The 12,722-nt window shown below is 69.0% G+C and carries 14 protein-coding genes; 7 read left to right on the forward strand and 7 right to left on the reverse strand.

The features are described 5' to 3' along the window. Window positions 1–278 precede the first annotated feature (278 nt). The gene (locus tag DCN14_RS20785; RefSeq protein WP_096502828.1) at window positions 279–1,190 is read right to left on the reverse strand and encodes a LysR family transcriptional regulator; all 912 of its coding nucleotides are present in this window, start codon (window positions 1,188–1,190) and stop codon (window positions 279–281) included. Between the two features lie 171 nt (window positions 1,191–1,361). On the opposite strand from DCN14_RS20785, the gene DCN14_RS20790 reads away from it, so the two are divergent. Next, entirely contained in the window at window positions 1,362–2,282 is a 921-nt protein-coding gene (locus tag DCN14_RS20790) for a pyridoxal-phosphate dependent enzyme (protein ID WP_096502826.1), read from the forward strand. Window positions 2,283–2,494: 212 nt separating this feature from the next. Here the strand turns inward: DCN14_RS20790 and DCN14_RS20795 are convergent, their stop codons facing one another. Together DCN14_RS20795 and DCN14_RS20800 are read right to left on the reverse strand one after the other, a co-directional pair. Beyond that, window positions 2,495–3,613, reverse strand: coding sequence for a DUF2242 domain-containing protein (locus tag DCN14_RS20795; protein WP_096502976.1), 1,119 nt, complete (start codon window positions 3,611–3,613; stop codon window positions 2,495–2,497). 160 nt (window positions 3,614–3,773) lie between these two features. After that, entirely contained in the window at window positions 3,774–4,667 is an 894-nt protein-coding gene (locus tag DCN14_RS20800) for a LysR family transcriptional regulator (RefSeq protein WP_096502824.1), read from the reverse strand. Between the two features lie 108 nt (window positions 4,668–4,775). Between DCN14_RS20800 and DCN14_RS20805 the strand changes: the two genes are divergently transcribed. Then, complete coding sequence (locus DCN14_RS20805; protein ID WP_096502822.1) at window positions 4,776–5,531, forward strand: TerC family protein; 756 nt, start codon at window positions 4,776–4,778, stop codon at window positions 5,529–5,531. A gap of 71 nt (window positions 5,532–5,602) precedes the next feature. Beyond that, window positions 5,603–5,905, forward strand: a complete 303-nt coding sequence (locus tag DCN14_RS20810; protein WP_096502820.1) for a zf-TFIIB domain-containing protein — start codon at window positions 5,603–5,605, stop codon at window positions 5,903–5,905. 112 nt (window positions 5,906–6,017) lie between these two features. On the opposite strand, the gene DCN14_RS20815 is transcribed toward DCN14_RS20810, so the two are convergent. Then, window positions 6,018–6,431 (reverse strand): Hsp20/alpha crystallin family protein, encoded by a 414-nt coding sequence (locus DCN14_RS20815; protein ID WP_096502818.1) that lies wholly within the window; start codon window positions 6,429–6,431, stop codon window positions 6,018–6,020. 16 nt (window positions 6,432–6,447) lie between these two features. Continuing rightward, entirely contained in the window at window positions 6,448–6,888 is a 441-nt protein-coding gene (locus tag DCN14_RS20820) for an Hsp20/alpha crystallin family protein (RefSeq protein WP_096502816.1), read from the reverse strand. A gap of 245 nt (window positions 6,889–7,133) precedes the next feature. On the opposite strand from DCN14_RS20820, the gene DCN14_RS20825 reads away from it, so the two are divergent. After that, window positions 7,134–8,051, forward strand: coding sequence for a 3-hydroxyacyl-CoA dehydrogenase NAD-binding domain-containing protein (locus DCN14_RS20825; protein ID WP_096502814.1), 918 nt, complete (start codon window positions 7,134–7,136; stop codon window positions 8,049–8,051). A gap of 25 nt (window positions 8,052–8,076) precedes the next feature. Here the strand turns inward: DCN14_RS20825 and DCN14_RS20830 are convergent, their stop codons facing one another. Both DCN14_RS20830 and DCN14_RS20835 read right to left on the reverse strand, forming a co-directional pair. Continuing rightward, the gene (locus tag DCN14_RS20830) at window positions 8,077–8,355 is read right to left on the reverse strand and encodes a DUF4148 domain-containing protein (RefSeq protein WP_096502812.1); all 279 of its coding nucleotides are present in this window, start codon (window positions 8,353–8,355) and stop codon (window positions 8,077–8,079) included. Window positions 8,356–8,540: 185 nt separating this feature from the next. Beyond that, a complete protein-coding gene (locus DCN14_RS20835) occupies window positions 8,541–9,389 on the reverse strand; it encodes a LysR substrate-binding domain-containing protein (RefSeq protein WP_096502810.1) in 849 nt (282 codons plus the stop codon). Window positions 9,390–9,722: 333 nt separating this feature from the next. Between DCN14_RS20835 and madL the strand changes: the two genes are divergently transcribed. From madL to mdcA, 3 genes are all read left to right on the forward strand, one after another. Beyond that, window positions 9,723–10,118 (forward strand): malonate transporter subunit MadL, encoded by a 396-nt coding sequence (gene madL / locus DCN14_RS20840; RefSeq protein WP_096502808.1) that lies wholly within the window; start codon window positions 9,723–9,725, stop codon window positions 10,116–10,118. 11 nt (window positions 10,119–10,129) lie between these two features. Next, the gene (madM, locus tag DCN14_RS20845; RefSeq protein ID WP_096502806.1) at window positions 10,130–10,897 is read left to right on the forward strand and encodes a malonate transporter subunit MadM; all 768 of its coding nucleotides are present in this window, start codon (window positions 10,130–10,132) and stop codon (window positions 10,895–10,897) included. Window positions 10,898–11,070: 173 nt separating this feature from the next. Further along, the gene (gene mdcA / locus DCN14_RS20850; protein ID WP_096502804.1) at window positions 11,071–12,717 is read left to right on the forward strand and encodes a malonate decarboxylase subunit alpha; all 1,647 of its coding nucleotides are present in this window, start codon (window positions 11,071–11,073) and stop codon (window positions 12,715–12,717) included. Window positions 12,718–12,722 lie beyond the last annotated feature (5 nt).

A 12,722-nucleotide genomic window follows, 5' to 3' on the forward strand; every position in this document is an offset into this window, starting at 1 on the left:
CCCGGTCACAGGGGGACCGTGACCGGGGCGGAAAAGCATCCTCTCTTTGGCACGAGGGTTGGATGCGCGCGCAGTATATTTCGCTCCATAACAATTCGAAATGCCGTTAAACGGCCGTTTTTGGTGTCAATTTAAAAATACTGACGCGGCACCCTGATTTGTCATCGATATGAAAGGTTTTTCGTGAATTTGCGCCGCAGTTTAGGGCGTCGCGATGGCGAACGCGGCGGGTGGATCCGCCGCGGATGGTGCGGCTGCCGATCCCGCGGTTTCGCCGGTCAGTCCGCGTAACCGGTCGCTTCGCGCACGGCTTCGACGAACCGCGCGACGACCGGAGAAGGCGACGCCGGCGCGCCGTCGAACACGAACTCGATGTCGAAGCGGCTTGCGAGTTCGTCGAGCGCGACGAGCCGAACGGTGTGCGGACACGTCGGCGCCGCGCTTTCCGGCACGAACGCGCAGCCCATGCCGGCCGCGACGAGGCCGATCAGCGTCGGGATGTCGCTGCCGACCTGGGCGATGCGCGGCGTGAAGCCGGCCCGCTCGCATTGCGCCATCAGGAACCGGTGGTGCGCCGCGGAGCGTTGCGCGTCGAACCACACGAACGGCTCGTGTGCGACGTCGGCCAGCGTGCGCGGTGCGTCAAGGTGCTCGCCGGGCGGCGCGGGCATCGCGAGCACGAAGCGGTCGCTCAGCAGCCGCACGCCCGACAGGTGCGGTGCCTCGTCGCGACGCCACGCCATGATGCCGCCGTCGAGCTGGCCGCGCGTCAGCGCCGCCGCCTGCTCGGCCGACAGCATCGGCGCGATCGACAGTTTCACGTCCGGGCATGCGTCGCGAAACGCTTTCAGCACGTCCGCGACGATCGGCAGCGGCAGGCAGTTCGGCAGCGCGCCGAGCCGCAGTTCGCCGAGCTGGCCGGCCGCGCTGCGCAACGCGCGTTCGCGGCTGTCCTGCAACGTCGCGAGCAGGGCCGTCGCGTCCTGCAGGAAGCTCGCGCCGGCCGCCGTGAGCGTAACGCCGGTCGCGCGGCGGATCAGCAGCGGCGTGCCGATCGCTTCCTCGAGTTCGCGGATCTGACGCGACAGCGCCGGCTGGACGATGCCGGCCGCTCGGGCGCCGGCCATCACGCTGCCGGCTTGCGCGACCGCCACGAAATAACGCAGGTGACGCAGTTCGATCTGGCGCATGCGGCGCGGACTCCGGTTCCGATTGATAGGGTATGCCTAAAGAGCATAGCAAACGCCATTCGATGGTATTGGAAAGCATGGCGTGCGTGCCGTACGATGGTTTCCGTTGCCGCACCGGCTCGCCGCCGGCGCGCGCGCCTTCCGTCACCCATCCTCACCCTGTCCCGCACCATGCCGCTTCATATCCAGACGCCGTATATCCGTTCGCAAATCGCCTCGCGCCGGCTTGGCACGAACGTCCTGCTCAAGCTGGACGCGCTGCAGCCGTCCGGTTCGTTCAAGTTGCGCGGGATCGGCGCCGTCTGCGAAGCGCGGCATGCGGCCGGCGCGCGGCGGTTCGTGTCGTCGTCGGGCGGCAATGCGGGCATCGCGGTCGCGTACTGCGGCCGCGAACTCGGCGTGCCGGTGCTCGTCGTCGTGCCGGAAAGCGCGTCGGCCCGCGCGCGCGAGCTGATTCGCGTCGAGGGGGCGGAGGTCGTCGTGCACGGCGCGAGCTGGGCCGAGGCGAACGCGTTCGCGCTGTCGGCCGTCGGCCCGCACGACGCGTTCGTGCATCCGTTCGACGACCCCGTGCTGTGGCAGGGGCACGCGACGATGATCGACGAGATGGCGGCGAGCGGCCCGAAGCCCGACGCGGTCGTGCTGGCGGTCGGCGGCGGCGGGCTGCTGTGCGGCGTGCTCGAAGGGCTCGCGCGCAACGGCTGGCCCGACGTGCCGGTCGTCGCGGTCGAGACGGAAGGTGCCGACTGCTATGCGCGTTCGGTTGCGCAGGGGCATCCGGTCGAATTGCCGGCGATCACGAGCATTGCGACGTCGCTTGGTGCGAAGCGTCCATGCGACGCGGCGGTCGAATGGGCGGCACGGCATGCGATTCATCCGGTCGTCGTGTCGGATGCGCAAGCTGTGGCCGCGTCGCTGCGGTTGCTGGACGAGCACCGGATCGTCGTCGAACCCGCATGCGGCGCCGCGCTGGCCGCGCTCGAGGCGTCGGTGCCGGTGCTCGAGTCGGCGTCGAATATCGCGGTGATCGTCTGCGGCGGCGTGACGGCGACGGTCGAGTATCTGCACACGCTGAATGCGACGTTGAGGTAAAGCGGGAAGGCAGGGCGGCTGGAGATTTCGGCAAGTCTTGCACGTCGGGCGCGCGGGGCTGTCGTGGCGCGTCGGCCTTTGATCGTCAGCCGCTTCGTATCGAAGATGTGTGGCGGGCCGCCGGTGTGCGGCCGGGCATGTCGTTGGAGGGGGCGGAGAAAAGGGATCGCGCCGCGCCTCGAGAGGCACGGCGCAGGGAGGCGGGACGCGTGTTAGTTGGCAGCCGGTGCGCTTGCGCCGGTCGGTGCCGACGATGCGGCCGGATCGGCAGCGGCAGGCGTGGTGTTCGACGGCGCGGGGGCGGATGTCGCGGACGCCGGCACCGGCGCAGATGCGGCCGATGCCGGCGCTGCGGCGGCAGGCGTCGATACCGGGCTGGAAGCGGGGGCCGGGGTAGCGGGTGGCGACGAAGCGGGTACGGACGCTGCGGCGGGCGCCGAAGTCGAAGCGGGCGCCGAGGCCGAAGCAGGTGCCGAAGCCGAAGCCGAAGCAGGCGCCAAAGCCGAAGCGGGTGCCGAAGCCGCGGCAGGAACCGAAGCCGCCCCCGGCACAACCGCCCGCATTGCCCCCGGCGCGACCACGGCCGACGCAGCGCCGGGCACGGCCGGCACCACGGATGTCCCCGTCGCCGGCGCGATGCTCGGCACCGAAAGCGGCACCGGCGCGGCGGGCGGCGTCGGCACGACCGGCGTCGTCATTTTCAGCGGCTCGCCCTGCGGCGTCGGCGCGGGCTCGGGCAGCGGCGCGACCGGCTCCTTCTCGGCCGCCTTCACGGCCGCGCGATCGCGGCGGGCCGGATCGACCTTCAGGAAGTGCTCGACGAGATTGAAGAAGCGCTCATAGAACACGCCGGCCGGAATCGTCTCGCTCGCGGTCTTCACGAGCGCATCGTCGCTCGACCCGATCGGCAGCGACAGCGAGCCGAACACGCTGAGCCCGACGCTCGCCGACGTATTCGACTTTTTCAGCGTGTAGCGATCCTGCACCGCGTTCACGTACGCGATGCTCGACGAGCCGTCCGCGTTCGCGTCCGCGCACACGACGTGAAACTCGATCACGACGTGCATGTCGTTGCTGGGCTGGAAATTCTTGCTGCCGTCGACCGCATCGTTGCGCGACGACGACACGACATAGCCCTGGCTCAGCAGCGCGCGCCGCGCGGCCTCGCAGGCCGCGTCGGACTTTGAATGGAACGTGTGCGCATACGGGCTGCTGGTCGCGTCGAACTGTTCCTGCTGGTAGATCGGCTTGGGCGGCGACGAGCACGCCGCCAGCACGGTCGCGGCCGCGAGCGCGCACGAAACGGAAAACAGGCGAAATCGGTTGTGCATGGCGTCTTTCAAAAGGCTCGGCGAGATGCCGCGCGGCGGCTGCGGGCGCAGTGCGCGCAAGCCGCGCAACGGTGGTGCCTGCGCGGCGCGCGGGCAACTTCCGCGGGCAATCTCGTATGGCCGGGGCGTCATTATAGTTTCGTTTGATGTCGCGCTCGCTTCAGCCGGCCGGCGCGGGCCGCGCGGCGGCGAGCAGTTGCGATGCCAGCGGATGGTGTTCGCCGCGCCGCGAGCGGATCGCGTGGATTTCCTCGGTCACGTCGCCCGCGCGGCCGAGCCGGCGCAGCCCGCGCAGCAGCGATGCATCGTTCGCGCCGAGTTCGCTGAGCGGAAATACGCCGAGGCCGCGCGCGGCGAACACGGCCATCAGCGCGCTGTCCTCGAATTCCCCGGCCACGCGCGGAACGATCCGTTCGCGCTCCAGCCACAGGTCCAGACGCGCGCGCAGCGCCGAATGGGCGGTGGGCAGCAGCACCGGCAATTCGGCGAGGCACTGCGGAAAGTGCTGTCGCGCGGCCGGCGTGACGAGCGCCGCGGGCCCGTACCAGTCGACCGGCGACGCGACGAGCCGCTCGCTCGTCACGCGCAGGTTAGACCCCGACGGCGCGCCCTGGCCGGCCAGCACGAGATCGAGATGGTGCAGCGCCAGCTCCGCGAGCAGCGCATCGTGTTCGCCTTCGTGGCACAGCAGCCGCAGCGTGGGCGTGTCGAGCACCGGCGCGAGGATCGCATGGGCCGCCAGCTTCGAGATCCCGTCCGCGAGACCGACCGCGAGCCGCACGGTCGGCTGGCTTGCCGCCGCGCGCACTTCGTCGGGAATCAGCCGCCCCATCTCGAAGATGACTTCCGCGCGCGCATACGCGGCCTGCCCGGCGTCGGTCATCGCGACGCCGCGCCCGGCCGGGCGCAGCAACTGGTGGCCGAGCGACTTCTCGAGCTCGCGCACCTGCGCGCTGATCGTCTGCACGGCCATGTCGAGCCGCTCGGCGGCGCGCGCGAAGCCGCCTTCCTTCACGACGACCCAGAAATAGTACAGATGTCGAAAATTCAGCATCGGATCGTTATTTCGTAAAAACCGAACCAAAGATCATATTTTCTCTGATTTTCTCGAAGTCGTGGGTTGTCTATCATCGGGCTTTCCACTTTCGTATCGGCCCTTTCCATGGACTATCTGCTGACGCTTGCCGCCGATCCCGCCGTCTGGGCGGCGCTCCTGACGCTCGTCGTGATGGAAGTCGTGCTCGGCATCGACAACCTGATCTTCATCTCGATCCTCAGCAACAAGCTGCCCGAAGCGCAGCGCGCCCGCACGCAGCGCATCGGCATCGCGCTCGCGCTCGTGATGCGCCTCGCGCTGCTCGGCAGCGTCGCATGGATCGCGAGCCTGACCACGCCCGTATTCACGCTGTTCGATCACGCATTCTCGTGGCGCGACCTGATCCTGCTGTCGGGCGGCCTGTTCCTCGTGTGGAAGGCGACGACCGAGATCCATCACCACGTGTCGCGCGATGGCGACGCGGACGGCGCGTCCGGCGGCGCGGCCGGCCTGACGATGTGGGCGGCGATCGGCCAGATCGTGATGCTCGATATCGTGTTCTCGATCGACAGCATCGTGACCGCGATCGGCATGACCGAGCACATCCCGATCATGTTCGTCGCGGTGATCGTCGCCGTGACCGTGATGCTGTTCGCCGCCCAGCCGCTCGCACGCTTCATCGACCGCAACCCGACCGTCGTGATGCTCGCGCTGTCGTTCCTCGTCGTGATCGGCATGACGCTGATCGCGGAAAGTTTCGGCTCGCACGTGCCGAAGGGCTATATCTACGCGGCGATGGCGTTCTCGGCATTCGTCGAGGGCATGAACATGCTGGCGCGGCGCGCGAAGGCGAAGCGCGCGGCGCGAGTCGAAGGTCACTGAGCCAGCGTGCGGGAGGCCGGCTTCGGCCGGTTTTCCCGCGACGCGTCATTCGCAACCCAAGGAGAAGCGCGATGAAATGTCCGGTCTGCAAGACGCCCGACCTGCTGATGGCCGAGCGCCAGTCGATCGAGATCGACTACTGTCCGACGTGCCGCGGCGTGTGGCTCGATCGCGGCGAACTCGACAAGCTGATTGCGCGTGAAACCGGCGATGCGCCGGCGCGCCGCGACGCGGCGCCGATGCGGCACGATGCGCAGCCGCCGCGCACGCGCGGCGATGGCTGGGGCCGCGACGGCCGTTCGCACGACGATCGTTATCGGCACGACGGCCAGCGCCGCAAGAAATCGATGTTCGACCTGTTCGACTTCGATTGATCGCGGCGGTGCGCTTGCGCCGCGCGTTGCACGCACGTTGCAAAAAGCCCCGTCAGGCAGCGCGCCTGGCGGGGCTTTTACATGCGCGTCGCGCGCCGACGTGCGCCGGCGCTTACGCGTTGCCGGCCGTCACGTCGATGCGGCGCGGGCGCGTTTCCTCGCGACGCGGAATCGTCAGCGTGAGCACGCCGTCGCGCAGGTTCGCGTCGATTCTCGACGTGTCGAGATCGGGACTCAGCACGAAGGTGCGCGCATAGCGCGTCGCGCGCACTTCGGCATGCCGCACACGCAACTCGGCCGGCGTATCGACGCGCGTGTCGGCTTCGATCGTCAGCGTGTTGTCGTGCACTTTCACGTCGAGGTTCTCGCGCGGCACGCCGGGCAGGTCGGCGCGCAGCGTGACGCGCTGCTTGTCCTCGACGATGTCGACGGACGGCGTGATCGCGGGCCGGCGCGCGGCGTCGGCGGTGGCGGCAGCATGCGCGGCACCGGTCTGGCGTTCGGTCAGGGTCTGGCTCGTATTCATGTCGTTCTCCTGAATGTTACTGGACGGCGATCGCACGCGGCTTCGATGCCTCGCGCCGGCCGACGCGAATCAGCAGGCAGCCGTTTTCGTAGCGGGCGCTGACGTTGTCGGCATCGGCATGCTGCGGCAGCTCGACCACGCGGCGGAACGTGCCGTGAAAGCGTTCCTGCGCATAGGTGCGCACATCGTCGCCGGCGTCGTGCGGCGCGGGCTTGCGCTCGCCGCTGATCGTCAGCAGGTCCTTGTCGATCGATACGTCGAAGTCGGCCGCGCCCATGCCGGGCGCGAATGCGACGATCTCGATCGCGTCGTCGATGGTGCCGACGTTCAGCGCGGGGAACGCGCCGGGACGCACCGCGCGGATGCCGGTCGGCAGCTCGCCGAACAGGTTCGCCATGTGCCGCTGCACGCGGGCGAATTCGTCGAACAGATCGTGACCGTTATGAATGCCGCTCATGAAATTCCTCCGGAACATGAAACGCGAAAGACGCGACGACGCGACGCCGATGGCGCGTGCGATGCGCGGCTTTCCGCCGAGTCGAAACGGGGGCAGCGCACGTGACGGGCACTGCCGGGTAACCGGTAATTAGAGGCCGTCGCAGCGGTTTTCAAGAGGGAAATTGCAATCTGCATCAACGCGTGACGATGCGAATCGATGCGACAATCGTCGCGCTATCCACAGACCACGGAGACGGGAAGGACATGGACATTCAACGCATCGCGATCGTCGGGGCCGGCGTGATCGGCGCGAGCTGGGCGGCTTTCTATCTGTCGAAGGGCTTTGACGTCGTCGCGACCGATCCCGCGCCGCAGGCCGACGCACGGCTGCGCGACGCGCTCGCCGCGTTTCTCGGCGAACGGGCCGCCGAACTTTCCGCACGGCTGTCGTTCGACGCCGATCTCTCTCGCGCGCTCGACGGCGTCGATTTCGTGCAGGAAAACGGCCCGGAACGGCTCGACCTGAAGCGCGCGCTGTATCGTCGGATGGACGACGTGCTGCCGGCGCACGTCCCGATCGCCTCGAGTTCGTCGGGCCTGAAGATGTCCGAGATCCAGACCGCGTGCGACAAGCACCCGGAGCGCTGCCTGATCGCGCATCCGTTCAATCCGCCGCACCTGATTCCGCTCGTCGAGCTGGTCGGCGGCGACGCGACCGATGCCGGCGTGATCGCGCGCGTGAAGGCGTTCTACGACGCGCTCGGCAAGCAGACGATCGTGCTCAACAAGGAAATGACGGGCCACGTCGCGAACCGGCTCGCGGCCGCGCTGTTCCGCGAGGTGTATCACCTCGTCGGCGAAGGCGTGGTGAGCGTCGCCGATGCGGACAAGGCGGTCGCGTGGGGCCCGGGCTTGCGCTGGGGGCTGATGGGGCAGTGCCTGACCTATCACCTCGGCGGCGGCGCGGGCGGGATCGCGCACTTCCTCGAACATCTGTCGGGGCCGATCACGACGTGGTGGGACGATCTCGGCACGCCGTCGTTCGATCCGGACGTCGATCGCAAGCTGAACGACGGGCTGCGCGCGATCCAGGGCGAGCGCTCGATGCAGGAACTCGCCGCCGAGCGCGACCGGCTGCTCGTCGAGCTGATCGACGCGCGGCGTCGCAGCTTCCTGCCCTGAGCCTGTCGCCGCGCCGCGCGGGCGGCTATTGCTGAACGCTCGTTTGCGGCGCCTGCGGTGTCTGCGCAAGCCATGCGGGCCGCGCGGCCTGTACCAGTTCGCGATTGCGCGCGCGCGTCGCGGCGTTCGGCGGATAGTTGCTGTCGTTCGTCGGCAGTTCGCCGTCGAGATAGGCCTGCTTCAACTGGGCGATGACTTCCGCGCGCGTGAGGCCCTGCTCGGGGGCCGGCGCGCCGGTTTGTGCAAAGGCGGGGGACAACAGCGCGGCCGCGGCGGTCGCGACGGCGAATCGCATGACGTTCATGGTGTGCTCCGATCTGGGGACGGGACACCGGATGCACGGCACGCTGCCATGCATTCCGATGGGCCCCATTCTGGCGAGCGGGCACTGCGCAGAGGCTGACGCGTTCCGGGCAAGACGGTCAGTTGCGCGCGACGCCGCGGCGTCGCGCGCCGTGGTCGCTACGGTGACGCGCGCGACGGGGGCGGCTACAGCTCGGCCGCCGCGGCGATCAGCGTCGCTTCGAGCGCGAGCGTCGAGCGCGACGCGGCCGCCGGCCGGTCGATCACGTATTCGAGTTCGCCGAGTTCGGGCAGTCCCGCGTCGAGCCGCGCGAGCCCGGCCGGAATCACGTAGCCGGCGAACGCGCTGACGCCGAGCCCCGCGCTCGCGGCCGCGCGCAGCACGGCGATGCTGCTGCTCACGACGGCGATCCGGTAAGGCCGGCCGACCGCCTCGAGCGATTCCAGCACGCGGCGGCGCGACACGCTCGGCTCAGGATGCATCGCGAGCGGCAGCACGGTCTCGTGGCCGGTAATGCGCGAATCGGGGCCGGTGCACCAGTAAAGCGGTTCGCTGCGGATCACGCGGCCGCGCCGGCTGCCCGCGACGCGCTTCGCGAACACGAGATCGTGGCGGCCTTCGTCGAGCGCGTCGAACAGGTCGCCCGACAACCCCGTCGAGATCGCCAGCTCGACTTCCGGATTGCGCTGCACGAAGCTCGCGAGCGCGGCCGTCAGGTGCGCGGACGCGAAATCCTCCGACATCGCGAGCCGCACCTTGCCCGACAGCGGCGGCCCGCACACCGACGTGACGGCCTCGTCCATCAGTTCGAGGATGCGCACCGCGTAGCGGAACAGCGCGTCGCCGTGCTGCGACAGGTGCACGTTGCGCGTGTCGCGCTCGAACAGCGGCCGGTCGAGCAGCTCCTCGAGACGGCGGATGTGCTGGCTGACGGTCGACTGCGACAGGCTCACGCGCTCGGACGCGGCGGTGAAACTGCCGGACTGGGCGACGGCGACGAAGCTGCGCAGCAGCTCGGGCGGTAATGGACGCATTGCTAAATCCACTGAATCGGTTTCGACAACTTCATAAATGGCCGGATTTTGCGGGGCTAGTATCGGATACGCCCCGGTGCGGCTCGTGCAAACGGGGCGCAGCGGACGCGTAGCGCGTGTCGCGCCGCCGGCTGCCCCGGTCAGTCTAAGGCATCCGGCGTCCGGCCCGAAACCGCATCATCCCATCGACCGCCCGAGAACGCGCTCGCACGACGAGCCGCCGGGCCGCGGCGCACCGCCGCAGGAGACAGGCAATCCGCGCGCGGGATCGGCGTGCGGGCCCTGGCTCCCGCAGGTGTCAGGCGCCCGTCACGAAGAGACTGGAGACGACTCATGATCATCTACGGAACCGCGCTGCTGGCGTTCTGCCATCTGGCCGGACTGTTCCTCGGCGACCTGCTGGGCACCGCGATCGGCGTGAAGACCAATGTCGGCGGCGTCGGCATCGCAATGCTGCTGCTGATCTGCCTGCGTTTGTGGCTGCACCGGCGCGGCTGGCTGCCGAAGGAGACCGAGGCCGGTGTCGGTTTCTGGGGCGCGATGTACATCCCGGTCGTCGTCGCGATGGCCGCGAACCAGAACGTCGTCGCCGCGCTCAAGGGCGGCCCGGTCGCGCTGCTCGCCGCCATCGGCGCGGTTGCGATCTGCGCATGCTGCATCGCGGTACTCGTGCGCATGGGGCGCGACGACACGGCCTTCGCGGGCGTGCCGCAACTCGACGAACAGTGAAGGAGGCCGCCATGTTGCAGATGCTCGAAAAAACCGTCGCCCACAACGGGCTCGTCGCGTCGTTCGCGCTGGTCGGCCTGATCATGTGGCTGTCGTCGATCGTGTCGCGCAAGCTCACGTTCGGCCGCGTGCACGGCTCCGCGATCGCGATCGTGATCGGTCTTGCGCTCGCGTACGTCGGCGGCGCGTTCACCGGCGGCGAGAAGGGGCTGGCCGACGTGCCGCTGTTCGCGGGTGTCGGCCTGATGGGCGGCGCGATGCTGCGCGATTTCGCGATCGTCGCGACCGCGTTCGAAGTGCAGCCGACCGAGGCGCGCAAGGCCGGCCTCGTCGGCGTCGTGTCGCTGCTGCTCGGCACGGTGCTGCCGTTCATCGTCGGCGCGTGCATCGCGCGCGCATTCGGCTATACCGATGCCGTCAGCATGACGACCATCGGCGCGGGCGCCGTCACCTACATCGTCGGGCCCGTGACGGGCGCGGCGATCGGCGCGAGTTCCGACGTGATCGCGCTCAGCATCGCGACGGGGCTCGTCAAGGCGATCATCGTGATGGTGGGCACGCCGGTTGCGGCCAACTTCATGGGCCTGAAGACGCCGCGCTCCGCGATGATCTTCGGCGGCCTGGCCGGCACCGTGAGCGGCGTGAGCGCCGGGCTGGCCGCGACCGATCGCCGGCTCGTGCCGTACGGCGCGCTGGTCGCGACGTTCCATACCGGCGTCGGCTGCCTGCTCGGGCCGTCGGTGCTGTTCTTCACGACGCGCGCGCTGGTCGGCGCGTAGCCGGGCGCGTCCGGTCATCCGGTCCGGGCGGCCCGCGCGTGCAGCCGGCAGGCCCGCGCCATAGCGGGCCGCATCCATCGCGGCGTCCTCTGAGTCGCATTCGTCAACATCATCAATCGGCGGCGGCGCCAGGCTTAGAATGCCGCTGAACCATCGAAGCGGGAGAACTGTTCATGACGGGATGGAATCACGCGCGGCAGGCGCGCGATGCACGCCTCGCGGCCGGCGCGGCGTACGCGCGGGGCAAGCGGGTCGATGCGCGCGACACCGTCGCGTTGCTCGAAGCGGTGCTGCGGCCCGGCGACCGCGTTTGCCTCGAAGGCGACAACCAGAAGCAGGCCGATCTGCTCGCGACGGCGCTCGCCGACGTCGACAGCGCGAAGGTGCACGATTTGCACATGGTGCAGTCGGGCGTCGTGCTGCCCGAGCATCTCGACGTGTTCGAGCGCGGGATCGCGAAGCGGCTCGATTTCGCGTATTCCGGCCCGCAGTCGCAGCGGATCGCGAAGCTGCTGTTCGGCGGCAAGATCGCGCTCGGCGCGGTGCACACCTATCTCGAGCTGTTCGCGCGCTACTTCATCGACCTCACGCCGCAGGTCGCGCTGATCGCCGCGGTCAGCGCCGACGCCGACGGCAACCTGTACACCGGCCCGAACACGGAAGACACGCCGACCGTCGTCGAGGCCACCGCGTTCAAGGACGGCATCGTGATCGCGCAGGTCGACCGCATCGTCGACAAGGTGCCGCGCGTCGACATTCCCGGCGACCGCGTGCACTTCGTCGTCGAGGCCGGCCGGCCGTTCTACGTCGAGCCGCTGTTCACGCGCGACCCGGCCGCGATCACCGAGACGCAGATCCTGACCGCGATGCTCGCGATCAAGGGCATCTACGAGCCGTACGGCATCAAGCGCCTGAACCACGGGATCGGCTTCAACACGGCCGCGATCGAGCTGCTGCTGCCGACCTACGGCGCGAAGCTCGGGCTGAAGGGCAAGGTCTGCACGCACTGGGCGCTCAACCCGCACCCGACGCTGATTCCCGCGATCGAATCGGGCTGGGTCGAGCAGATTCACTGCTTCGGCTCCGAAGTCGGGATGGACGACTACATCCGCGCACGCTCCGACGTGTGGTTCACCGGCCCCGACGGGTCGCTGCGCTCGAACCGCGCGTTCTGCCAGACCGCGGGCCTCTATGCATGCGACATGTTCATCGGCTCGACGCTGCAGATCGACCTGTCCGGTCATTCGTCGACGGTCACGGCCGAGCGGATCGCCGGCTTCGGCGGCGCGCCGAACATGGGCAGCGACGCGCGCGGCCGGCGCCATCCGAGCGAGCCGTGGCTGAAGGCCGGCGCGGAAGCCGACCCCGACACGCCGGCGGCGCTCAGGCGCGGCCGCAAGCTGGTCGTGCAGATCGGCGAGACGTTCGGCGACAAGAACGTGCCGATGTTCGTCGAGAAGCTCGACGCGCTGAAGCTCGCCGACAAGCTGCAGCTCGATCTCGCGCCGATCATGGTCTACGGCGACGACGTCACGCACATCGTCACCGAGGAAGGGATCGCGAACCTGCTGATGTGCCGCGACAAGGACGAGCGCGAGCATGCGATCCGCGGCGTGGCCGGCTATACGGAAATCGGCCGCGGCCGCGACAGGAAGATGGTCGAGCGCCTGCGCGAGCGCGGCGTGATCCGCCGCCCGGAGGATCTCGGCATCGATCCGCTCGATGCCGACCGCCGCTGGCTTGCCGCGCGTTCGATCAAGGATCTCGTGCACTGGTCGGGCGGTCTTTATGCACCGCCGGCCCGGTTCCGCAACTGGTGAGGAAG

Origin of the sequence: Burkholderia sp. IDO3 (genome assembly GCF_003366075.1) — a bacterium.
Classification (GTDB): Bacteria; Pseudomonadota; Gammaproteobacteria; order Burkholderiales; family Burkholderiaceae; genus Burkholderia; species Burkholderia anthina.

Bases quoted from the DNA above. Each gene is read 5' to 3' on its own strand.
- DCN14_RS20785 (WP_096502828.1), bottom strand. From the start codon at position 1,190: ATGCGCCAGATCGAACTGCGTCACCTGCGTTATTTCGTGGCGGTCGCG.
- DCN14_RS20790 (WP_096502826.1), top strand. From the start codon at position 1,362: ATGCCGCTTCATATCCAGACGCCGTATATCCGTTCGCAAATCGCCTCG.
- DCN14_RS20795 (WP_096502976.1), bottom strand. From the start codon at position 3,613: ATGCACAACCGATTTCGCCTGTTTTCCGTTTCGTGCGCGCTCGCGGCC.
- DCN14_RS20800 (WP_096502824.1), bottom strand. From the start codon at position 4,667: ATGCTGAATTTTCGACATCTGTACTATTTCTGGGTCGTCGTGAAGGAA.
- DCN14_RS20805 (WP_096502822.1), top strand. From the start codon at position 4,776: ATGGACTATCTGCTGACGCTTGCCGCCGATCCCGCCGTCTGGGCGGCG.
- DCN14_RS20810 (WP_096502820.1), top strand. From the start codon at position 5,603: ATGAAATGTCCGGTCTGCAAGACGCCCGACCTGCTGATGGCCGAGCGC.
- DCN14_RS20815 (WP_096502818.1), bottom strand. From the start codon at position 6,431: ATGAATACGAGCCAGACCCTGACCGAACGCCAGACCGGTGCCGCGCAT.
- DCN14_RS20820 (WP_096502816.1), bottom strand. From the start codon at position 6,888: ATGAGCGGCATTCATAACGGTCACGATCTGTTCGACGAATTCGCCCGC.
- DCN14_RS20825 (WP_096502814.1), top strand. From the start codon at position 7,134: ATGGACATTCAACGCATCGCGATCGTCGGGGCCGGCGTGATCGGCGCG.
- DCN14_RS20830 (WP_096502812.1), bottom strand. From the start codon at position 8,355: ATGAACGTCATGCGATTCGCCGTCGCGACCGCCGCGGCCGCGCTGTTG.
- DCN14_RS20835 (WP_096502810.1), bottom strand. From the start codon at position 9,389: ATGCGTCCATTACCGCCCGAGCTGCTGCGCAGCTTCGTCGCCGTCGCC.
- madL (WP_096502808.1), top strand. From the start codon at position 9,723: ATGATCATCTACGGAACCGCGCTGCTGGCGTTCTGCCATCTGGCCGGA.
- madM (WP_096502806.1), top strand. From the start codon at position 10,130: ATGTTGCAGATGCTCGAAAAAACCGTCGCCCACAACGGGCTCGTCGCG.
- mdcA (WP_096502804.1), top strand. From the start codon at position 11,071: ATGACGGGATGGAATCACGCGCGGCAGGCGCGCGATGCACGCCTCGCG.